The organism is Chryseobacterium sp. sg2396 (assembly GCF_042610505.1).
Lineage (GTDB): Bacteria > Bacteroidota > Bacteroidia > Flavobacteriales > Weeksellaceae > Chryseobacterium.
Genome location: NZ_JBHGAQ010000001.1, coordinates 144,323 through 167,206, shown reverse-complemented (window position 1 = coordinate 167,206; position 22,884 = coordinate 144,323). Strand labels below are relative to the sequence as shown.

The window sequence follows — 22,884 nt, the reverse complement described above, 5'->3', positions numbered from 1 at the left end:
TCTTTAGATTGCGAAATTAATTTCTAATATATGGTTCTTTATATTGACTATGCAACACAGAGTTATAAAATTAGGCATTCTATAAATTAGTTTTTAATTTTACATACATTTTTCAAGCTCTATTAAAAAATGTCAAAAAATAAATTCATAAATTTGTTTAAGTGAAAAATTGGAACAGACATATCACTTTAATTCTATTTGTATTTTTGGGATTTCTATTGACTCCCAACTTAATTTATGCCTGTTCAAAAACTCCAGTTAAAACTGAACATCAGAAAGTTTCTAAAAGTCATCACGAGAAAGCAGAAAAAAAAGACTGTTGTAAAACTAAATCTTGCAAAGACCATCAACACGATAACGGTTGTAATGGCAAATGCAAAGACAGCTCTTGCAGATGTGGCAACTCATCGTTCAGCTTTTTGATGCCTGCCTATTTCAAATCAAATACTTCTTTTGATGCAATTGAAAAACGTCAATTTGAATTCACGCAATCCTATTATTCTTTAGGACACTACTCCATTTGGCAACCGCCAAAAATAAGTTAAAATTATTGGTTTAACAGCCATAATTCCGTCTTGTCAAAATCAAATGTGCTTTTGGCTTATCCACTATAAAATCAATTTTAAATTTAATCAGAAATGGATGTGCAAAAATCTATTTCTCAAAATATAAATTCTTATGAAATCAATATCAAAAATATTGATGGCAATCACTGTATTGCTTTCATCAATCAACATCTTCGCTCAAGTTAAAAATGCAAAAACAGAAACCATCAAAATCTATGGCAACTGCGATATGTGTAAATCTAACATAGAGAAAGCAGGAAATCTGAAAAATATAGCCCAGGTAAATTGGAACAAAGACACAAAAATCGCAACTCTGAGTTATGATGAAAAGAAAACCAATCATGATGAAATTTTGAAACGTATTGCATTAGCCGGTTATGACAGCGAAAAATTCCTGGCTCCGGATGATGTCTATTCAAAGCTTCCTGAATGCTGCCAATACAAAAGAGAACTAAAACCAACTGTTCTTGTTAAAGATAATGCTATGGATATGAAATCTGAACACAACAATCATAACCATAATGAAATGGTGATGGGACATTCAGCACAACAAAACCAACCCACTTTCAAATCAGTATTTGAAAACTACTTTTCTTTGAAAGATGCTTTGATAAAATCTGATGGAGCGACTGCATCTACTAAAGCTTCAGCATTGACAAAAGCTATTCAAAGTATTGATATGACAAAACTTTCATCTGAAGAACATACCGTTTGGATGAACGTAATGAAAGACCTTTCTTTTGATTCAGAACATATTTCAGATACAAAAGATCCGTCACATCAGAGAGACCATTTTACATCGCTTTCTGATAATATGTATAAATTAATGAAAGTTGCAAAACAAGATACTCCAGTTTATTATCAACATTGTCCGATGTTTAACAATGGCAAAGGCGCCAATTGGTTAAGCAAAGAGGGAGCTGTTAAAAATCCTTATTACGGCTCACAAATGTTGAATTGTGGAAGTACGGTTGAAACTTTAAAATAACCGAAATATGATTAAACTTAAAAATAATATTTCACGGTTCTTACAGGCATTTTTTTTCCTGTTATTTTCACAATCGTTTTTCGCACAGAAAGTCGTACGTTATGAGTTGTTTGTAAAAGATACCTTAGTTAATTATGCAGGTAAGGAAAAAAGAGCCATTGCAGTAAACGGACAAATTCCAATGCCTACACTGACTTTTACCGAAGGTGACATCGCAGAAATCGTTGTTCATAATCAATTGAAAGAAAGTACTTCTCTCCATTGGCACGGTGTGTTTCTCCCCAATAAAGAAGACGGAGTTCCCTGGCTGACACAGAAACCGATAGCACCGGGTGCAACGTACACCTATCGTTTTCCTATCAAACAAAACGGAGCGCACTGGTACCACTCGCATTCGGGATTACAGGAGCAGATTGGGATGTATGGAAACTTTGTGATGAAGAAAAGAAAGGATGACAAAACGTTTAGAAAAGGAATAGATGATTTACCGGAAGTTCCCATTGTTTTAAGCGAATGGACCAACCTCAATCCAAAAAATGCTGACAGAATGCTTCATAATGCGAATGACTGGTCTGCGATTAAAAAGAATGCAACACAGTCTTATGCAGAATCGATTCGTGAAGGTTATTTTAAAACCAAACTTAAAAACGAATGGAAACGTATGACAGCGATGGATGTAAGTGATGTTTACTACGACAAAGTATTAATGAATGGACACAATACAACCGATTTAAAAACCATCGATGGCAAATCTTTGAAAGCAGGCGACAAAGTGAGATTGAGAATATCCAATGGTGGAGCTTCTTCATACTTTTGGTTGCGTTATGCAGGTGGAAAAATTACAGTAGTCGCTAATGACGGCAACGATGTAGAACCTGTAGAAGTTGACAGGTTGATTATCGGTGTTTCTGAAACCTATGATGTGGTCGTTACAATTCCTTCTGACGGCGTGGCTTATGAATTTTTAGCAACCACCGAAGACAGAACGCAGTCTGCAAGTTACTTTGTTGGCAATGGTATCAAACAGTTGATTTCCCCACTTCCCCGTCTCAAATATTTTGAAGGAATGAAAATGATGAACGGTATGATGAAAATGAACGGCGACCTGGATGATATGGGAATGAAAATGAGCCTGAACAAAATGGATATGAACGTTGTGATGTATCCCGAGATTACTGGGAAAGAAGGAAATAAAGAAGACCATAGTCAGCATAATATGGATATGAAATCGGGAATGAAGATGGACGACGACCCAAATCGATTCAACGCCAATGCTTTGGGAGATATTACAACGCTTAATTATTCAATGTTGCAATCTCCATACAATACTACATTGCCTAAAGATGCGCCTGTAAAGGACTTGAAATTTACCCTTACCGGAAATATGAACCGCTATGTTTGGAGTATGGATAATAAAATCCTTTCTGAGACGGATAAAATTCCTGTGAAGAAAGGTGAAATCTTACGCATTACCATTTACAACAACTCGATGATGCGCCATCCGATGCACCTTCACGGTTTTGATTTCAGGGTAATTAACGGAAAAGGAGAAAAATCGCCCCTTAAAAACGTTTTGGATATTATGCCAATGGAAACCGACACTATTGAATTCCTTGCAAATGAAGAAGGAGACTGGTTTTTCCATTGCCACATTCTGTATCATATGATGTCAGGTATGAACCGTGTTTTTGCAGTCGGTGATTATCAGAATCCAAATTTACCAAATAAGAAACAATCCTATAATATGTTGCAGAAAGAAAGCAATATGCCTCACTTTATGGCAGAAAATGATTTTGCCACCAATGGAAATGACGGACAGGCAATGTTGCAAAATGCAAGATGGAGCTTGGGTACAGAATGGCGATTGGGTTATAACAGTATGCACGGTTATGAAGTGGAAACTCATTTTGGAAGATACATCGGGAAAATGCAATGGTTGATGCCTTTTATTGGTTTCGACTGGCGATACCGTAAAATGGGAATGGATCAGCAGGAAAAAAACCTGTTTGGACAGACCAACGAAAAAGATACCCGAAGAGCATTTAGTTTGGGGGTTATGTACACTTTGCCAATGTTAATTAACTTTCAGGCGGAAGTTTATCACGATGGCATTGTAAGATTAACGTTGATGCGTGAGGACATTCCTATTTCTAAAAGGTTGAGAGGAGGATTTATGGTGAATACCGATAAAGAATATATGGGAGAGCTCAAATACATTATCAATAAAAACATTGGAATCCGAGCTCATTATGACAGTGATATGGGATGGGGAGCGGGAATATCGCTGGTTTATTAAAATTATTGAAATCTAAGCCTTTCAAAATTATGAAAGGCTTAGTATCTTTGAATAAATACCAGACTTTAAAAATGAAAATAGACAATCAAGCAGTGGAACACTGGAACAGTATTTATGAAAACAAAAACGAAAATGAGGTAAGCTGGTACCAGGAATATCCGCAGGCTTCCATTGAGTTTATAAAGGAATTAAAATTACCTCTTACAGCTCATATCATTGATATTGGTGGTGGAGAAAGTCGTTTGGTAGATGCTCTTTTAGATATGGGCTACACCAATATCACAGTTTTAGATATATCCGAAAAAGCATTACAAAAGACCCAAAACAGATTGGGAGAAAAGGGCAAATTGGTACAATGGGTTGTAACCGACATCACTGAATTTAACCCAACTGAAAAATATGATCTGTGGCACGACAGAGCAGTTTTTCATTTTTTAACTGATGAAGAGAATATAATAAAATACACTTCAATTGCTGAAAGGGTAATCAGTCAGGATGGATTTTTGATTATGGGAACATTCTCTGATAAAGGCCCGACCAAATGTAGCGGACTTGAAATAAAGCAATATACAGACAAATCACTGAAAGATGCTTTTAAGGATTCTTTTAAGCAATTTAGTTTTCAATATATCGACCATTCCACTCCTTTTAATACAGTTCAGAATTTTTTATTTTGTACATTTCAAAGAAAATAAAATAGCAGATGTTCGATTTCAGATTGAAAGTATTTTTTACCGTAGCAAAAAGGCTCAACTTCACCAAGGCCTCGGAAGAACTTTATATTACACAGCCTGCCGTTACGAAGCATATCAAAGAGATTGAACACTATTTCAAGGTTAAACTTTTTGACAGAAACGGAACAAAGATAAAACTAACGCCAGCCGGAGAAACTTTGCTTCAGTATGCGGAACAAGTGTTTGCCATCTACCAAAATATGGAATTTGAACTGAATGCTTTTACTCAAAATAAATCAGGAGCGATACGTATTGGTGCAAGTACTACCGTTGCACAATATCTGCTGCCTCTTATATTGGCTGCATTTCATCACAAGTTCGGCAGTGTAAAAGTGCAGTTGGTTACCGGAAACACAGAACAGATTGAGCAAGCTTTGCAAAATAAAAATATCGACCTTGGAATTATTGAAGGTAGATCAAGAAATACAATATTTAAATATACTCCTTTCGTTAAAGATGAATTGGTACTTGTTGGAAAATCAGGACATCCTCTATCAAAAAAATTATCTGTAAAAATAGAAGATATAATAAAGTATAGTTTTCTTTTACGTGAACCGGGTTCCGGAACCTTGGAAGTCATTGCACACGCCCTTAAACAAGCTGGTATAAAAATAAGTGATCTCAACTTGGAGATGCAGTTGGACAGTTCGGAGAGCATCAAAATGTATTTACTCAATTCTGAAGCTTTGGCTTTTCTTTCCATATATTCTATTTTCAAAGAACTTAAAAATAACGAATGTACCGTGGTGGATGTGAAAGGGCTTACTGTCGAGAGGGAATTCAATTTCATTCGAACGCAGGGTGAAGGTGAAAGTCTTTCCGATTTATTTATAAAATTCGCACTTAGCTATAACTTTAAGTAATGACAGATTATTTATTTTGATTTCTTTTTCACTGATGATATGATGAATTTTGTACTATAAAATTAAAGAATCATATTATGCAAGATCATCAAAATAACACAGAAAAAAAGTCTTTACGAAGATTCTTAGAAAAAAGCATTACAGCAAGAGAAGTTATTTTTTTCGTACTCGTTGTATTATGCCTCTCTCCTTTTGTATCCCCTCCTGTTGCTTTGCTTTTGGGACTCATCGTTGCACAGTTCATTGGTCATCCTTATCTGCACCTTAACCACAAGGCAACACATATCCTGTTGCAGGTCTCAGTCGTAGGATTAGGTTTTGGAATGAACGTAACCAGCGCAATGAAAGCGGGCAAGGAAGGGATTGTATTTACCATAGTTTCCATCATAGGAACACTGGTGATCGGATATTTGATGGGAAAATTTCTTAAGATCGACAAAAAGAGTTCCTATCTGATCTCTGCTGGAACAGCTATTTGCGGAGGCAGCGCCATTGCAGCCATTTCTCCTGTCATCAAAGCCGAAGAAAAGCAGATCTCAGTAGCATTGGGTACGGTTTTCATCCTTAACTCATTGGCACTATTTATTTTCCCAATGATCGGTCACGCATTGAATTTGTCTCAGACCCAATTTGGTTTATGGAGTGCCATTGCCATTCACGACACAAGTTCAGTAGTGGGAGCGGCAAGCAAATATGGAGCTCAGGCTTTGGAAGTGGCAACTACGGTGAAGTTAGCCCGCGCTTTATGGATCATTCCTGTGGCATTTCTGTCTACATTTCTTTTCAAAAACAAAGGCAGTAAAGTAAAGATCCCTTACTTCATAGGTTTATTTATTTTGGCTATGATCGCCAACACCTATATTCCCTTTGTGCAGAATTTCAGTCATTATCTTACAGGGATTGCCAAAGCAGGGCTGACCTTAACTTTATTTTTAATTGGCTGCGGTCTCAACAGAAAATTACTGATGAGCGTTGGTTTTAGACCTTTAATTCAGGGCGTTGTACTTTGGGGCATCATTTCTGCTGCTGCATTATGGGCGGTCACTTCTTTTGCCAGTTAAAGATTTATTGCTTAATGTATTTGAACAAATTAATATTATACTTTACTAAACAACAAATAATATGAAATCACTACGATTTAAAATCTCACTGATAGTTCTGAGCTTTACGATAAAAGCATTCGCACAAGTTCCATTCGATGGGGATATTAAAAATAATTCACTTGCGGTTAGCCCTGATGAAAAAATAGCGGTGGCATCTTACAGCGATTCTACAGAAATTAAAATTTATGACCTATCCAAAGCCGAGTTAAAAACCACCATCAAAGGCTTTGTTAATCCCAGAAATATTCTTTTCTCTCCGGATGGAAAGCTAATTTACATTACCGATAGTAGTCTTGGATATCTGATGGTTTATGATTCTGACAATTATCAGCTGATTAAAAAATACCCGGTTGGCTATGGTGCCTTTGGAACTGCTATCTCAAACGATGGAAAACAGCTGTTTATCAACAATGAAGCAGCCAATACGGTAACATTGGTCAATCCAGGAACATCTGAGGTCAAGAATATCATTACGGGCTTCCATCAGCCCAGACAGGGAGTAAAATTTAATCCTGATAACACAAAGCTCTATGTGACAAATTTTGGAAACGACCATATCACAATTGTTGATGTTAAAACGCTAAAAATAGAAGGAGAAATGGAAGGCTTCAATAAGATCCGGGCAATCTCGATCAGTAAAGACGGTAAAACCTTATATGCAGCGAACAGTGGAACAAATGAGCTGCTTATGGTGGACATAGCCGGCAAAAACATTATTCATCGTATTCAGGTTGGTAAGGATAATTACGGAGCAAGTCTGTCACCGGACGGAAAACTTGTGCTGAGTGGTAACAAGATTGATAATACTATTTCAGTGGTCGATGTTAAAACCAATAAGAACATCCAAACTATCAAAGGTTTTAAAGAACCAAGACAAGCCATCGTTTTTTCAAAAGACGGGAAGTTCTTTTATGTATTGAACAACGATCTAAGTGTGGATAAGGTCAGTATGGCTAACTATAAGATCGTTCAGTCAATGAAATGATCAGGTGATAATAAATATTAATGTTTGAAATGGCCACAGAAATCTTACTGATCACTGAAGCAAAATCTTCTGATACAAAATCTTTTTACAAATGCAATACACCTTTGTACAGGAGCGTAAAGTCAGCCTTTGAAATGCAATTTGGTAACTTTGAAACTGATATTGATTTTTTAGCATTTTTTGAGGAAATAAAATGCAAAATTGAATATTTGGTGACTGAAGAAATTGACAGAAAGGATATGACAATCAGAAATAAACAACGTTCTGAAAATGTTGACTCGCTTTCGAAAAGATTAAGAACACACCGTCCCAAATGTATTATCATTATAATGAAAGATATTGAAAAATTTGTTTTAATGGCTATAGAAAGAGCAAAATTATCAGAAGTCTTATTTATCAAAAGTGTTCCATTCCCTGCAATGAGTGAAAGAAACAGAATCAATTGTGAGCTTGGAATAGCAGAAATTCTTAAAGACTATCTTGCAGGTCATTGATTTTTTACTACCTTTGATTATTCAAAAAAGGGAATGGTGTCTCCCTTATCCAACCGCCCTAAAAAAGCTGATGGCGCCTGATTAAAATTGAGTGTTCAACATTTAATCAGGATATATTATGCGGCATTATCAAAAATCTAAAGGGCAGAGATCCCTTATTAGAACAAAAGTATTTTTTAGAGCTTACCCAACCCTTCCCTATGTCATCAAATGGTTATTGATTAGCCTTATTCTTGGATCTTGTATCGGAACTGCGTCAGCATTATTTTTAGAAACATTAGGCTGGGTTACTGATTTTCGGGAAAATCATCTTTGGTTAATTGCCCTTCTTCCAATAGCCGGTTTCGTGATTGGATACATCTATCATCAATTCGGCAAAGAAGTAGAAGCCGGCAATAACCTATTGATCGATACCATTCACGACCCTAAAGAGATTATACCATTTCGTATGGCACCATTTGTTTATCTCGGTACACTCGCGACACATCTATTTGGAGGATCTGCCGGAAGAGAAGGAACTGCAATACAAATGGCAGGATCTATTGCCGACCAATTTACAAAACCACTAAAACTCGATCCAAATGAAAGAAAAGTTCTGATCATCTCTGCCATTGCCGCAGGTTTTGCTTCTGTATTCGGAACACCGTTGGCTGGAGCAATTTTTGGGTTAGAAGTCTTTTTGATTGGAAGACTTAAATATGATTCGATTTTTCCTGCATTTGCATCGGCAATCATCGCAGACTTGGTCACTAAACTTTGGAAGACCGGACATACTCATTATCATATTCCGACCATTCCTGATTTTTCTTTTTTAAATGGTCTTTATGCAATTACTGCGGGTATAGCTTTCGGGCTATGTGCTGCTCTTTTCAGCAAAACCATTCATCAAGTAAGCAAAATTTTTAAAACAAAAATCTCTTATCCTCCATTAAGACCTTTGGTTGGAGGTATTTTAGTTGCAACCGCTGTTTGGGCTTTAGGAACTACAAAATATATTGGGTTAGGAATTCCTACTATTGTTTCGTCTTTTGAACAGCAATTACCTGCCTACGATTTTGCATTAAAAATGATTTTCACCATTGTTACTTTAGCAGCAGGATTTAAAGGTGGTGAGGTTACCCCATTATTTTTTATCGGAGCTGCATTGGGAAATGCATTGGGCTATTTTATTCCGTTACCAACAGGGCTTTTGGCAGGAATGGGCTTTGTAGCGGTTTTTGCAGGAGCCACCAATACACCGTTGGCTTGCAGTATTATGGCAATCGAACTTTTCGGGAGCGATTGCGGTGTCTATGTTGCTATTGCGTGCGTAGTTGCATATCTTTTCTCAGGGCATAGCAGTATTTATGGAAGACAGATGATTGGTGAGCCTAAACACAACAGGTTTGGAAGTTATACCGGAAAAAGATTAAATGAACTTTAAAACTAAAACAATGCACACAGAAAATTTAGCCATCGTAAAAATATATTTCCGATACGGACAATCAGTAACAGGGCAGAACTTTTGGAGAAGAATTTGGAATAATAATTTAGGAGATTATCTTTTGAAAAAGGCAAGGCAAAGTTCTATCAATCAAGCCAATATTTTTACTGCAAAAAGCGGATATTTAAACAATGGCCGTATTCAATATAATATTTCTGAAATCCCTTCATCTGAAAATACCGTTTGTTTAGAGTTGATTGATGACTATAATAAACTAAAAAATTTCTTGAATGAAAACGCAGAGTTTTTAAGGGCAACACATTTGATACTTATCAATAATCATAAATTTAATTACGATTCTAACTGAAAATAAGATGAAAGACTTTATACTGAAAATTGACACAGAAATCCTTTTATGGATCAATGGTCATCATACAGACTTTTTGGATCAATTGATGTGGTTTGCAAGCGGAAAACTAAGCTGGATCCCATTGTATTTTGCTATTTTAGTATTATTAGTTCTAAAATATAAAAAGCAAAGTTGGTGGTTGATCATCCTTATTCTTCCATTGATAACTGTGAGCGACCAGTTAGCAGCATCTATTATTCGTCCCTTATTTCAACGTCTAAGACCAAGCCACACAGAAGGATTGCAAAACCTTCTGCATTATGTCAATGGTTACACTGGCGGACAATACGGTTTTGTATCTGCCCATACATTAAATGTTTTTTCACTTGCAACTTACCTCAGCAAAACAACGCATAAAAATATACGATGGTTACCATATGTTCTATTTCCTTGGGCATTTTTTGTTTCCTACAGCAGAATTTACCTCGGTGTACACTATCCTACCGATGTTATTGTTCCGATATTTCTTGGTATTTTGAATGGCTTATTGTTTTTCTGGATCTATCGAAAAATGAAACCTTTAATTTTTAGAGATTCACTATCCACAATAGATAATAACGACAAATAAAGCCATTTGATTATCAGAAATACAAGTTAGATCGATTCTGTATTTTCCAAATTAAATTGCAAAAGATCTCAATCTAATTGAAATCATAAATTAAAATGAGCTTTGTGGTTCTTGCTTAATTTGGCTCAATCGAACCAAATCATCGATAAAAGTGTTTGAAGATATGCTCGTCTTGTCACTTAATGATACAACTATTTGATAGCTATCTTTTTTTATAGATATAACATATTAATTATCAAACTTTTACAGGATTGTATTTTATGGTTTGAATTTTTTCACTTGAAATCTCAGATCTGTCTAAAATAAACAGACTAAAATGCTAAATCAGAAATTTCATAGGTATTGAAGCGCGGTTTGAAGTCTCATTAAGGCTCTGGTATTTTTCCTATTTTGGTTTATTATAACTTTTTTATAATAAATATAGTAATTCCAATATAATATTAGCTTCCTTCTCTTACATTCCTAACCAGTATAGTAATGTCACCTGCTACGTTTTAATGAATAATTTTATGAATGTTTTTTGGTACATTTCAGTATGTCATTATTTTATTTGTTAATGATTAAAGTTTTTAAGCTATAATTTTCAGCTTCCTTGCGAAGCCGCATTCAGAAAATCATCACTAATATCTTTATCTTTTTTTAAATCCATTTTCCCAAATTTATAACTGAAACTGATCCCGAAAGAACGAAGCGGTAAATATCTCACAGAATATGAGCTGTAATCACCTGTTTCAACAGTTGTCGCCTGTTTAATATATCTGTTGAAAGGATTTGTTGTTGTAATTCCTATGCTTGCTTTTTTATTCCAAAACTGTTTACGGGCTGCAATGCTATAAGTAATCGACTGAGGATTTTTTCCCTGAATATTGTTAGCTGCAGAATTATAATTCCCAAACATTTCTATGATAAAATCTTTTGGAAACTGATAATTCATATTCAGGTTTAAGCGGTAACGGAATCCCATATCAACATTTCCAAAATAATCACTGACAATATATCTGTGAAACAGCATCATATTCCCACGAAGATTTAATTTGTTATTAAAAAACGGAAGCGAACCCGATAAAATACCTCCCGAATTATACTCTTTTCCAATATTATCTCTGGAAGTCACAGAAACATTGGTATAATCTTTACCATTCACAGTATAAGTCGGATAAAATGTAGTAATTTGTTTCAAATCCTGACTGTTGATTCTTTCTGTAAGTGTGAATGAGAGATTAGCACCACTTTCAAAATTTTTGTTGTAACCCAATTCCATATTATCACCAATTTCCGGTTTTAATGAAGGATTTCCGGTAGTAATGTTATGAGGATCACTGAAATTTAAAAATGGATTCAGCTCAGCATATTCAGGTCTTTCTACCCTTCTTGTATAAGCTAATTTTACGGTTTCTCCACTTTCAAATTTATGAGATAAAATAAATGAAGGAACAAGCAAACTGTAAGATGGAATGTTTGTATTTTGATAATCAATCTTAACGGTTGTGTATTCATAACGTGCTCCGGCTCTTACATCGAGCCAATTATTAAATAATTTTAATGAAGAAGAAAGATACGCTGCATACACTCCCATATCATATTTTAAATGGTAAGACTGAAATGGATCTGATTGGTATTGTCCGGATAAATCATCCAGAACATTCACATCCGTATTATTGGTAATGTGCTGAAAAATCGCTTTTGTACCCATTTCTAACGTAACATTATCATTGATTGGCTGTACATAATCTATCGATAAATTATGACTGATATCTGTTCCCGGATTACTTCCCATAATACCATCATAAGGAGAAAAAGCTCCCGCCAAACTTTGAGTCTGCAAATAATTACTTTTTGGTGAACCATAACTTACCACATAATCTGCAGTCAATTCCTGACCTTCTTTCTGAAACGTTTTTCTGTAGCTTAAATTTCCATCGATGGAATTTACCGAAGAACGATTGTCAGAATTTCTGTAACCAATAATGGACTGTGCGTTCGAATTGGAAAAATCATTGATATATTGTTCCTGATTGATAAAACCGATACTTTTATTGGCAAAATCATTGTAAGAAACTGAACCGCTCAAGGTATTGGTTTTATTAATTGACCAATCAAAACCTAGACCTGTACGATAACCGTGGCGTTGAAAATCTGTATAACCGTTTTGCAATAATCGGGTTTGAGTTGTTTCAGAATGTGAAAATCTGTCCTGTGAAAATGGCGTTCGTGATTTCAGCTGTGCATTTCCACTGAAAAAAGCATTCATACTGAAATTATTATTTCTAAAATTCAGATTTACAGAACCTGTTTCAAAACGTGTTCCAACAGAAGTATTGATAATCCCATTGATTCCTTTTACTTTACTCTCATTCAGAACGATATTGATGATTCCTCCGGTTCCCTGTGCATCATATTTTGCTCCGGGACTTGTTACCGCTTCGATACTTTTGATCTGACTTGCCGGAATCGAAGCCAATGCATCTGCAAGACTGTTCCCGAAAATACTTGAAGGCTTTCCATTAATGAGAAATCTTACATTCGGATTTCCCTGCAGTTCTACATTTCCGTCTGCATCTACAGTTACCTGCGGAACTTTTCTTAGAACGTCGATTGCAGCTCCACTTTGAGATGTTACATCATTGGCAACATTATAGACAATTTTATCAACTTTATTTTCGACAATGGCTTTCTTACCGGAAATAATTACTTCCTGAATATTTTTGACCTGATTATTTTTTACAGTATCAATTGGTTTACTGTCTGTTGTTCCAGCAGTGGTGGTTTGAGCATTTACTAAAACAATAGAAAGTAAAGCAATAGGTAGTAATAATTGTTTCAAAGTGATTTATTTATGCGACAAAAATGAAACCCAATTCTGAAAAAATCTTGAATATATAAGCATTAACATAAAAAAGTACATTTTAACTTTCATTAATGATTGATATAAAAAGACACAAACCAGTTATTCTTACCTTTTTGTTTCTTAATAAGTTTACATTATTTTAATGCAAATAATATCGTTCCGCTGATTATCAGCACCGCTCCCATTGCAGTTTTCAGAGTCAGCGTTTCTTTAAAAAACAATACGGCAAAAATAATGGCTATGGCAACACTTAATTTATCAACCGCTGCAACCTGCGAAACTTTTCCAATTTGCAAAGCTTTGAAATAAAACAGCCAAGACAATCCTGTTGCAACGCCTGATAATACAAGGAAAATAATATTAAACTTTGATAACGAACCAATATCTTTCGCTTCTCCTTTGATGAAAACAACGCTCCAAACTAATACCAGAATAATAATCGTTCGGATTCCTGTCGCAAGATTAGAATTGATATTAGACACTCCTATTTTAGCAAAAATAGCCGTGAATGCAGCAAAAAGTGCTGAAAGTAATGCATAATAAATCCACATTATTCAAGGTTTAAAAATTTTTAACAAAACCAATTCCCACGCTTTTATTTTGGTAATAAGGCATAACCATTGTTGCCGAATTTTTATTTTTTCCGCCCAAAAGATGATTGATTTTTGGATAAAGCCAATATGCCAATTCCGTGGAAAGAATCCCAAATCCTGCACCTCCAACTACGTCTCCAAACCAATGTTTATCATTCATCATTCTGTAAACTCCTGTAAAAATGGCTAGTGAATATCCCGAAATTCCCAATAGAAAATTAGTGTCCTTATATTCTCTGAACATAAATTGTGCAGAAGCAAAAGCAATCGCAGTATGTCCCGATGGAAATGATAGATTATTGGATTGGTCCGGCCTTTCCTCCTTTGTTATATGTTTTAAAGGAAGTACAAATGCAGAAGTAATCAACATTGAGGTTCCATAAATGATAGTTCTGTCCCTGAAATTGTGTTTCCCTTCAACTCCAAATGCATTTAACCCATAAACCAAGGCTGCAGGAGCAAATTGCGTGTAGTTGTCTAACCTGATATGATCTGGTTGATGTTCATTGATTTCGTCTCTTGTGGAGAAATTGAGTTGTTTTAAACCATTGACACTTAAGCTTGCAACTCCATATCCAATCAACGCAGTTGGAATGATTAATTTTTTATAGCTTAAAGTATTTTTTTCTGTATTTAAGACAACGGCGCTGTCTTTCTTGACTTCCTGAGTCTGGATTGAATCATTATTCTGAGCGGAAAATTTCCCGCAAACTGATAGTAAAATGAAAAAGCCGATGGCTGCTTTATGACGATAATTTGACATTTCTTTTTGGGTATTAAAATTTGTTAGAAGAATTCATCAACTGAATATTTACATCTTTAAATTTCTCGAGAACGTCTTGTCCATACGATGTAAAATAGTGTTGATGTTGTAAAAATATATGGTTCTCCATTTGCCATTCTTCATTGGTAAAAATTAGTCCGAGAAATTTTTCGAACTCAAGTCTTAAAGCTTTTTCATATTGATAATAATTAGTTCTTGTTAAATGAAACATATCTGCATCACATATAATTTTTTCGATATCTGAAACAGGATTTTGAGGATATTTGGTTGAATCAATACATTTTAAAACCTTGTCAATGAAGAATTTATCACAATTGAAATTCTCTAAGAAATTCTTGGCAATTCTTTTACTTTCTTCTTCGTGACCTTTGTAACAAGAGACATATCCACAATCGTGAAACCAAGCCGCAATCTCCAAAGCACAAAAGTCTTCATCAGCAAGTGTATTTTCTCTCGCTATTTCACGTACCGCAGAAACCACTTCGTAAGTGTGGGTTATATTGTGAAAAGTCAGCTGCTGAGAAAGATTTTCCGTTAGAAATAGTATAACGTAATCTCTTACTGCCTGTAATAAATTATCCATTACAATTTGTATTAAAACTTATAACTATATCCTAATCGTATCACTTGCGTTTCGTAGTAATCATCGCTTGTGTAGCGGAAACCAATACCTTGAATCTGTTTTTTGATGACCATCGTATTCAACAAATCTGTAGCATTAAAGAACAACTCTCCTTTACCTTTCTGGATAGATTTTTTCACACCCAAATCCATTGAAAACCTTGAACCTATTTTCCCTTGCGGAATAATATCCGGAGCAAGATAAACGGCCGTCAACTGCGCATCAAATCCGTTGGGAAATTTGAAAGTATTATTGAATTTCACATTTCCAGATATGGCTTTTTGCATTTCTGCTGAAAAAGAATTCGGAGTTGGATAAAGATTGGTTACGCTGAAAGCATCAATCTGGTTTCTGTAAAGATTTCCATTAATATTAAAAGAATATGCTTTTGAAACCTTTTGATTCCAGATCATTTCGAGTCCCGAATTATAGCTTTTTCCAGCATTTTGAAATACTGCATAAACCAAAGTACTTTCTGGAACAATACTGGAAATTCTTGTAATCGTTCCATTAGCAAAACGATGATACAATGCAGAATACAGATAACCATTATCCCAATTGTACTTGTGCCCCAACTCCACCGAATTGGTAAATTGTGGACGCAATTCCGGATTACCGACTTTGATAATTTCTGCATCATCATATTTTGGAAAAATCCTAATATCAACTTCATTCGGACGGTCTACTCTTCTGTTATAGAAAATCGAAAATTTATTTCTATCATTGAGTTTATACGCTAATCTCAGATTTGGAAATGGCTGCATATAATTGTAGCTGTCACTTTTGTAAGTCGGATGATTTGGGTTCACATCATATTGGATTTTCACATATTCCAATCTCACACCCAACTCGGCTTCCCATTTTGGAGTTTCAAATATATAATTGGCATAAACAGCTGGAATCAATTCTTTGTAAGTCGCCCAACCTCCTGCATTAAAGTCCAAAACAGAGTTTGCTCCGGGAATAAAGTTCATATTAGTGGGAATACTTCTATTTCTAAGCTTGATTCCGGTTTCTAATCTTCCGTATTTTAGAGGTTTTATATAATCAACATTGAAATCATAAACCTGTTCATCCGATAATAATTTGAAAGCATCTGTTCCTGTGGAAGCTGGCAAGTAGTTATCATAAAAATATTTTTCATCTTCTCTGTGAAATGTATAATTGAAACCTACATTCAGCAAATGCCCTGCTTCTTTGAATTTATGCTGATAACTTGCCGTTCCCATAATCGTCGTCTTCAATTCATCTTCCAAAAACTGCCACAAACGAAGTCGTTGCGACCTATCTCCGTTAAAAAAAGGCTGGTCTCCGCGGTCGATTATTTTTTCACTTCCGTACATTCCGGAAACGGTCAATGAGTTTTGAGAATCTATATTCCAGTCAAGGCCAGCTTTTGTGGTAAGGAAATTGGTATTTCTGTTTCGTTTTAACTGAGAATTAATTACAGTTCCATCATCAAAAGTTCTCGTAACAAATTCATTTTTATTCAATGTTTGCGTGTAAAGATTATCTGCCTGCAGAAAGAGATTGACTTTATTTTTTCTGTAATTAAGAGACAACGAAGGATTGATTTTCGGTGTGAAAGTATATTGAGGTCTTATGGTTGGAAGATTCTCTTTTCTTTCCCAAAGGGAACCCGTTCCATAGGTAAATCCGATTTTACCGTTCCAGCCGTTTTGTTTGTTTTTCTTCATAATCACATTGATGATTCCTGCATTTCCGTTCGCATCATATTTTGATGAAGGATTGTTGATGATTTCAATTCTGTCAATCAAAGAAGCCGGAATATTATCCAATCCGGTTTGGCTTCCGAAACCAGTAAGTGCGGTTTGTTTTCCATCGATCAGAACAGTCACTTTATCATTTCCACGAAGTTGAACTTTACCGTCCTGAACCGTAACTCCGGGAAGATTCTGCATCGATTGAAGAACCGAACCTCCACTTTGGCTGATGTTATCTGCAACGGAATAGGTTTTCTTATCAAGCTGATTGCTGATTTCATTTTTCTTTGAAGCCGTTAAAACAACTTCTTCGATTTTTGTTTCTTTATTGGTATCTGGTTCAAGTTCTATTTGTGGAATCTCTAAAAACTCTGATAGACTTCCTACAAAAAGTGGCTGCCTCTGCTTTCGAAATCCCGAAAGTGAAAATTCCAACTGATAATTTCCCGGCTTGATTCCCGTTAACGAAAACCTGCCTTCTTCATTGGTAATTGTTCCTGCTACAAATGCGGTATCTTTTTCTGTTCTTGCCAATACATTCACGTAAAACAAAGCCATTTTGTTCGTTTTATTTTTGATCAATCCTGAAATCGTAATTCCTGCAACCTGAGCATACGCTATAGATGAGAACAATAACGTTATCAAAAAAAGCAATAATCTGATCCTAAACATTACATTTATTTTGATACAATATTCAGTAATGATTTAGAAGAAATTTTGAATTTTAAAAAATCAGGACAATCGATTTGAAAAAAGAAAGAGGCTGTCTCAAAAGGGCAGTCTCTTTTAGTATTAGGTTTGATAAAAAAGTTTGTTCAGTTTTTATATTCAAAAGAAATTGAAAAAGGAAGATAATAACTCAGAAAAGCAGTCTTTTTCAGGCTGCTTTTGACATTTTCTTCAGATTATGGGCAATGGCAAGTATGCCGATTTCCACCTCGACCTTAGTTTTCCCCCGAAGCATGAAGCGTTTAAAATTTTTGTTGTGCTTGAGCTGGGCAAAAACAGGTTCAACATCGTGACATCGCTGTTTCCGTAGCCTCACACCTTTTTTAGTACAAAGAAGTTTGAAAATCTTTTCCCTGATTTTTGCCAGTTTGGGATTGTTCTGTGAAGTGGTTATTTGTCCGGATTTTTGGTCTTTTCCAAAGTAATTGTATTTCACATAAGCCTTTATTTTCTTTGATTTCAGCAGGTTGTAATTTTCCTCCGAACCATATCCTGCATCCGCTACAAGCTCTTTGGGAACTTTATGATAACTCTCTTCAAAACCCTGTAAATGAGTCTCTAATGTTTTGGTGTCTGTTGGATTGGGATGGATTGAATAATGTAAAATGAATTGTCTGTTGGTAGAAATTTGTAGATTGTAAGCGGGTTTCAGCTGTCCGTTTCGCATATGATCCTCCTTCATTCGCATAAATGTAGCGTCTGTATCGGTTTTGGAATAGGAATTTCTACCTTCTAATAATTCTTGTTGTTTTTTATACTTCTCTAAATTATCTGCCCAGTTTTTCTTGGCGTAATTCAGCTTTTGACGCACTTTCGAAGGTACTTTTTTATCTTTCAAAACCTCATTGATCTTTTCGATGGTTTGAGTTACTTTTTCAGAATCTACTTCTTTAAAATCAATACTTTCTGTACTTTGAAGTTCGTCTTTTGCAACTGTTTCCGCATAGTTCCAAAGTTCTTCCAATTGCTCTGAAATCCTTTCTCTGTGTTTTTTGATGGCTCTTCCCCAAACAAAAGTATAGCGATTGGCATTGGCTTCTATCTTTGTGCCGTCTACAAAAGTGGTTTCCAGGCTTACCAAACCTTCCTTTTCCAAAAGAAGAACAATTTGTGTGAAAATGGCTTTAATCTCGCCTTTCAATCGTTCACTGCGAAATCTGTTTAAAGTATTATGATCGGGGCGGCTCATCGCTGAAAGCCACATGAAATGAATGTTTTCTTTAAGTGCCTGTTCCATTTTGCGGCTCGAATAGATATTACTCAAATACCCATAAATCAAAACTTTCAAAAGCATTTTCGGATGGTAACAAGAGGTTCCGCCGGGTTTGTAGGTTTTGATCAGGTTTTTAATATCCAAACCATCAATAATGCCTGAAATAATTCTCACAGGATGCTTTTGATCTATCAACTCCGATAAATTCGGAGGAAAAAGCAAGTTTTCTTTGGGATTGTAATCTTTAAAGACTACTTTTGAAGAAGTTAACACACAGCAAATTAATCAATTTGCAACGATTAGGAAAGCTTTAGCTTTCCTTTTTGCATAAAAAAGGCTATCTCTTTTGAGACAGCCTCTTTTCTAATTCTTTTTACCTTCTATCAGATCTTAATCTTTTGCAAGTTTCACAAAGTTACCTTTGACATCAAACAAGACGTCTCCGCTTTTAACTTCTGCTTCGTACATAACAGAACCGTCAGCTTTGGTAATTTTAGAAGCTTCCTTGATTTTGCCTAATTGTTTCTTTGCGACATAAGATGAAGCCATCGCCGGAAGCTGGCTCACTTTGATCTCTGTTTCTTTTTCCTCCCAAACGCCTTGCGCATTATAAAGCACGCTCAGTTCCTCTCCTTTATACTCGAAGCCTGCTTCATATTTCCCATTTTCTTTTTCCCATTTTGCATCTTTAACTGCCGGAAATTGTTTTTGAAACCCTTTCTGAACTAATCCAGGAACATCCTTCTGTTGAATTTTTTGTGCACTGACCAAAACTACACCAGTAGTTATTGTTAGTAGAAATGCTAATTTTTTCATTTTAATTTAATTTTAAATTTGTAATACAATATTCAGGAACGATTTAGAAGAAATTTTGAACTTTTAGATTTTGAAAGCTTTAAATATTTATTGATTGTTTATTTCTTCCAGTTTTAAATTGATTTTGTTGAGCAATGTTGGCAAAACAATGAGTAAAAGTGGCAATGCAACGATAAATCCGCCGATAACAGCGATTGCCAAAGGCTGGTGCATTTGAGCTCCCGTTCCGATTCCTAATGCTAAAGGCATTAAAGCGATGATAGCTCCCAAAGCGGTCATTAACTTCGGACGAAGTCTTGTGCTGATGGCATAAATCACAGCTTCTTCCTTAGTTTTCGTCGCTAAACTTTCGTGGAATTGCAGGTAGGTGAAAATGGCGTTCTCACCGATGATTCCGACCATCATAATCAATCCTGTATAACTTCCGACATTCAATGGTGTGTTTGTGAAATACAGTAGTAAAACCCCTCCTGAAAGTCCTAAAACCGATACAAATAAGATGATCAATGCTACCAAAACATTTCTGAATAAAAACAGCATCACCGAAAAAACCAATAAGCTGGAAACCAACAGAATAATTAATAATTCCTTAAATGACTGTTGCTGTTCTGCGTAAGCTCCGCCATAAACCACAGAATATCCGCTTGGCAGTTTTATTTTCTGATCAATCTGTTTCTGAATTTCCTGAATCGTTCCACCCAGATTCCCATTATCGAGTCTTGCCGTTACAATTCCCAACGTCTGCAAATCTTCTCTGTTGACTTCGGCTGAACCGGTTACTACACTTACGGTTGCAAATTCACTCAAAGGTTTCAAAGTTCCGTTCGGTAAAGCAATCATACTGTTGTTGATGTCGCTTAAAGACTGATTATTTTTTTCGTTGTACAATAATCTTATCGATGTATATTGGACGTTGTCAAAAATATTTCCGGCTACATTTCCATCCAGATTTGCCTGCAATTGATTCTGAAAATCGGGTAACGAAATATTATATTGAGCTAAAACAGGCAGTTTCGGAGTAACAACCATTGATGGTCCTGCAATCACAATTCCGTCAAAAACATCGGCTGTTCCGTTTACTTTTTCTACAATTCCGGCTATTTTTTGAGAATAATCTTCAATGACTTTCTGGTCGGTCCCGAAAACTTTAATTTCAATCGGCTGAACACTGCTCATTAAGTCTCCTAGCATATCGGTAATCACCTGTCCGAAATCTACGGTCAAGGGCAAACCGGAAGCATCTATTTTTGCACGGATATCATCGGTAACTTCATTCGTAGTTTTACTTCTGTTTTTCTTTAACTGAATTAAATAATCACCCCGGTTTGGTTCGGTAATAAAGAATCCCATTTGCGTTCCTGTTCTTCGGCTGTATGCTGCAACTTCGGGCGTTGAAGTGATAATTTTTTCAACCTCTTTCAACTCTCTGTCGGTTTCTTCCAATGAAGTTCCGGGAGGTGAATTGTAATCTAAAACGATACTTCCTTCATCCATATCGGGTAAAAATCCGGTACTGATATTGGGAAGAATAATCGCTGTTAAAACAATTAATATTAAAATAAATGCATAACTGAATAATGGTTTTCTAATGAAAAACCCAACCCATTTTCTTTCTTTTACGTCGTGATGCTGGAGATTTTTTTCTTTTTTCTTTCCTGATGACAATAATAAATAAACGATGGGTAATAAGATCCACGTTGCAAAAAATGAACAGATCAACGTAATAATCATCGTGTCTGTCATTACTTTAAAATAAGCTCCCGCTACTCCACTCATTAACATAAAAGGCAAGAAAATCACAATCGTACTGAGTGAAGAACCAACCATTGCTTTTAACAAATAATTGATTGCTTTTTGTACTAATGTTTTTGAAGATTCTTCGGGATGTTCCTCGTGCGTTCTGTGGATTTGTTCAACCACAACAATCGCATCATCAATGATCAATCCTATCGCAGCGGCGATTGCTCCCAAAGTCATAATATTGAACGTCTGTCCCATCGTATAGAGAACAAGCATCGTAAGACTCAACGTAATCGGAATTGTGATTAAAATAACCGCACTCGCCTTCCAAGAACGAAGGAAAATAATTGCTACGATAATTGCTAAAACCAATCCTATCCATAAAGCATCGGTAACACTTTTAATAGAATCGTTTACAAAATCTGCCTGAACGTAATACGGTTTTAAGACAATATCTTTCGGTAAGGTTTTTTGCAGCTCGGCAATTTTTGTTTCCATTGCTTTGCTTAAATCAACCACATTTGCATTGGGTTGCTGGATGATGGCAATCAGGATACTTTCCTGTCCGTTGGCATTGACTTTTATATATTGTTTTGCATTATGAACATTAATTTGCGCAATATCACTCAACAAAACAATTCGGTTTCCGTTATTGCTTACGACCAGATTTTTAAGCTGACTTTCATTGCGAATCTGAGCGTCGGTAAGTGTTAAATATAAATATCTGAAATCTGAAGAATATCCATTTGATTTAATAAAATTACTATTGTTAATCGCCTGTTCCACCAAAGCGGGCGTAACTCCCAATCTCGCCATCATTGACTGATTCATCACAACACGAAATTCTTTGTCCTGTCCGCCGACAATTCTCACTTCGCTCACTCCTGCAACTTGCGAAAGAAAAGGTTTGATGGTGTAAAGTGCCAATTGTTTCAGTTCAATCGGGTCTTTTGACGTTGAATTCAACGAATATCCCATAACCGGAAGAATAGACGGATTCATTTTTTCAACAGAAATATTGATGTCGGGTGGTAATTGATTTCGAACTTGATTGACACTGCTTTCAATTTGTTGTTTGGCTAAATCTACATTCACATTCCAATCCATAAAAGCAGAAATTTCACAACTTCCCCGGCTGGTTGTGCTTTTTAAAACCTGCAGATCAGGAACTCTTTTCACAGCATCTTCCAAGACTTTGGTAACACCCACTGTCATTTGATTGACAGGCTGTTGTCCTGCATCGGCTATGATTTTTATTTTCGGAAAAGTGATCTGCGGAAATAAAGCCGACTGAATTTTGGTATAAGAATAAATTCCACTCGCCAAAATCAAGAAAATCAATACCAGCAAAGGACTTTTGTAAGTTACAAAAAATGATTTTTTCAT

General features: G+C 35.7%; 18 protein-coding genes and 1 riboswitch. Of the genes, 10 read left to right on the top strand and 8 right to left on the bottom strand.

The window, feature by feature from the left end; translation table 11 throughout:
• Positions 1–678 precede the first annotated feature (678 nt).
• The 10 genes from ACED20_RS00730 (at position 679) to ACED20_RS00685 (ending at position 10,429) form a co-directional block, all read left to right on the top strand.
• A complete protein-coding gene (locus ACED20_RS00730) occupies positions 679–1,554 on the top strand; it encodes a DUF3347 domain-containing protein (protein ID WP_294332933.1) in 876 nt (291 codons plus the stop codon).
• 7 nt (positions 1,555–1,561) lie between these two features.
• Positions 1,562–3,850 carry a multicopper oxidase domain-containing protein gene (locus tag ACED20_RS00725; protein WP_294332935.1) on the top strand — a complete coding sequence of 763 codons (2,289 nt, stop codon included), beginning with the start codon at positions 1,562–1,564 and terminating at the stop codon, positions 3,848–3,850.
• Between the two features lie 29 nt (positions 3,851–3,879).
• On the top strand, positions 3,880–4,545 hold the full coding sequence (locus tag ACED20_RS00720; RefSeq protein ID WP_363315656.1) for a class I SAM-dependent methyltransferase: 666 nt from the start codon (positions 3,880–3,882) through the stop codon (positions 4,543–4,545).
• 8 nt (positions 4,546–4,553) lie between these two features.
• Positions 4,554–5,447, top strand: a complete 894-nt coding sequence (locus ACED20_RS00715) for a LysR family transcriptional regulator (protein WP_294332936.1) — start codon at positions 4,554–4,556, stop codon at positions 5,445–5,447.
• 77 nt (positions 5,448–5,524) lie between these two features.
• A complete protein-coding gene (locus tag ACED20_RS00710) occupies positions 5,525–6,508 on the top strand; it encodes a YeiH family protein (RefSeq protein WP_294332938.1) in 984 nt (327 codons plus the stop codon).
• A 61-nt stretch (positions 6,509–6,569) separates the two neighbouring features.
• A complete protein-coding gene (locus tag ACED20_RS00705) occupies positions 6,570–7,535 on the top strand; it encodes a WD40 repeat domain-containing protein (protein WP_294332939.1) in 966 nt (321 codons plus the stop codon).
• A gap of 29 nt (positions 7,536–7,564) precedes the next feature.
• Complete coding sequence (locus tag ACED20_RS00700; protein ID WP_294332941.1) at positions 7,565–8,029, top strand: hypothetical protein; 465 nt, start codon at positions 7,565–7,567, stop codon at positions 8,027–8,029.
• Positions 8,030–8,049: 20 nt separating this feature from the next.
• Positions 8,050–8,116: riboswitch (Fluoride riboswitch) on the top strand.
• A gap of 31 nt (positions 8,117–8,147) precedes the next feature.
• On the top strand, positions 8,148–9,452 hold the full coding sequence (locus tag ACED20_RS00695; protein WP_294332944.1) for a voltage-gated chloride channel family protein: 1,305 nt from the start codon (positions 8,148–8,150) through the stop codon (positions 9,450–9,452).
• Positions 9,453–9,462: 10 nt separating this feature from the next.
• Complete coding sequence (locus ACED20_RS00690) at positions 9,463–9,819, top strand: DUF190 domain-containing protein (RefSeq protein ID WP_294332946.1); 357 nt, start codon at positions 9,463–9,465, stop codon at positions 9,817–9,819.
• A 7-nt stretch (positions 9,820–9,826) separates the two neighbouring features.
• Positions 9,827–10,429, top strand: coding sequence for a phosphatase PAP2 family protein (locus tag ACED20_RS00685; RefSeq protein WP_117590182.1), 603 nt, complete (start codon positions 9,827–9,829; stop codon positions 10,427–10,429).
• A gap of 583 nt (positions 10,430–11,012) precedes the next feature.
• Here ACED20_RS00685 and ACED20_RS00680 read toward each other — a convergent pair.
• The 8 genes from ACED20_RS00680 to ACED20_RS00645 all read right to left on the bottom strand — a co-directional run bounded on the left by ACED20_RS00680 (position 11,013) and on the right by ACED20_RS00645 (position 22,884).
• Positions 11,013–13,253, bottom strand: a complete 2,241-nt coding sequence (locus ACED20_RS00680) for an outer membrane beta-barrel family protein (RefSeq protein ID WP_294332948.1) — start codon at positions 13,251–13,253, stop codon at positions 11,013–11,015.
• 158 nt (positions 13,254–13,411) lie between these two features.
• Positions 13,412–13,828: an EamA family transporter gene (locus ACED20_RS00675; protein WP_294332950.1), complete on the bottom strand. Its 417-nt coding sequence runs from the start codon at positions 13,826–13,828 to the stop codon at positions 13,412–13,414.
• A gap of 10 nt (positions 13,829–13,838) precedes the next feature.
• Positions 13,839–14,633 (bottom strand): phosphatase PAP2 family protein, encoded by a 795-nt coding sequence (locus ACED20_RS00670; protein WP_294332952.1) that lies wholly within the window; start codon positions 14,631–14,633, stop codon positions 13,839–13,841.
• 13 nt (positions 14,634–14,646) lie between these two features.
• Positions 14,647–15,237 (bottom strand): HD domain-containing protein, encoded by a 591-nt coding sequence (locus ACED20_RS00665; RefSeq protein WP_294332953.1) that lies wholly within the window; start codon positions 15,235–15,237, stop codon positions 14,647–14,649.
• Positions 15,238–15,248: 11 nt separating this feature from the next.
• Complete coding sequence (locus ACED20_RS00660) at positions 15,249–17,672, bottom strand: TonB-dependent receptor domain-containing protein (protein WP_294332955.1); 2,424 nt, start codon at positions 17,670–17,672, stop codon at positions 15,249–15,251.
• Between the two features lie 205 nt (positions 17,673–17,877).
• Positions 17,878–19,215 (bottom strand): IS1182 family transposase, encoded by a 1,338-nt coding sequence (locus ACED20_RS00655; RefSeq protein WP_294332957.1) that lies wholly within the window; start codon positions 19,213–19,215, stop codon positions 17,878–17,880.
• A 117-nt stretch (positions 19,216–19,332) separates the two neighbouring features.
• On the bottom strand, positions 19,333–19,758 hold the full coding sequence (locus tag ACED20_RS00650; protein WP_294332959.1) for a PepSY-like domain-containing protein: 426 nt from the start codon (positions 19,756–19,758) through the stop codon (positions 19,333–19,335).
• A gap of 87 nt (positions 19,759–19,845) precedes the next feature.
• Entirely contained in the window at positions 19,846–22,884 is a 3,039-nt protein-coding gene (locus ACED20_RS00645) for an efflux RND transporter permease subunit (RefSeq protein WP_294332961.1), read from the bottom strand.

Excerpts from the sequence above, each read along its gene's own strand:
- ACED20_RS00730 (WP_294332933.1), top strand. The coding sequence starts at position 679 with ATGAAATCAATATCAAAAATATTGATGGCAATCACTGTATTGCTTTCA.
- ACED20_RS00725 (WP_294332935.1), top strand. The coding sequence starts at position 1,562 with ATGATTAAACTTAAAAATAATATTTCACGGTTCTTACAGGCATTTTTT.
- ACED20_RS00720 (WP_363315656.1), top strand. The coding sequence starts at position 3,880 with ATGAAAGGCTTAGTATCTTTGAATAAATACCAGACTTTAAAAATGAAA.
- ACED20_RS00715 (WP_294332936.1), top strand. The coding sequence starts at position 4,554 with ATGTTCGATTTCAGATTGAAAGTATTTTTTACCGTAGCAAAAAGGCTC.
- ACED20_RS00710 (WP_294332938.1), top strand. The coding sequence starts at position 5,525 with ATGCAAGATCATCAAAATAACACAGAAAAAAAGTCTTTACGAAGATTC.
- ACED20_RS00705 (WP_294332939.1), top strand. The coding sequence starts at position 6,570 with ATGAAATCACTACGATTTAAAATCTCACTGATAGTTCTGAGCTTTACG.
- ACED20_RS00700 (WP_294332941.1), top strand. The coding sequence starts at position 7,565 with ATGGCCACAGAAATCTTACTGATCACTGAAGCAAAATCTTCTGATACA.
- ACED20_RS00695 (WP_294332944.1), top strand. The coding sequence starts at position 8,148 with ATGCGGCATTATCAAAAATCTAAAGGGCAGAGATCCCTTATTAGAACA.
- ACED20_RS00690 (WP_294332946.1), top strand. The coding sequence starts at position 9,463 with ATGCACACAGAAAATTTAGCCATCGTAAAAATATATTTCCGATACGGA.
- ACED20_RS00685 (WP_117590182.1), top strand. The coding sequence starts at position 9,827 with ATGAAAGACTTTATACTGAAAATTGACACAGAAATCCTTTTATGGATC.
- ACED20_RS00675 (WP_294332950.1), bottom strand. The coding sequence starts at position 13,828 with ATGTGGATTTATTATGCATTACTTTCAGCACTTTTTGCTGCATTCACG.
- ACED20_RS00670 (WP_294332952.1), bottom strand. The coding sequence starts at position 14,633 with ATGTCAAATTATCGTCATAAAGCAGCCATCGGCTTTTTCATTTTACTA.
- ACED20_RS00665 (WP_294332953.1), bottom strand. The coding sequence starts at position 15,237 with ATGGATAATTTATTACAGGCAGTAAGAGATTACGTTATACTATTTCTA.
- ACED20_RS00660 (WP_294332955.1), bottom strand. The coding sequence starts at position 17,672 with ATGTTTAGGATCAGATTATTGCTTTTTTTGATAACGTTATTGTTCTCA.
- ACED20_RS00650 (WP_294332959.1), bottom strand. The coding sequence starts at position 19,758 with ATGAAAAAATTAGCATTTCTACTAACAATAACTACTGGTGTAGTTTTG.
- ACED20_RS00645 (WP_294332961.1), bottom strand. The coding sequence starts at position 22,884 with ATGAAAAAATCATTTTTTGTAACTTACAAAAGTCCTTTGCTGGTATTG.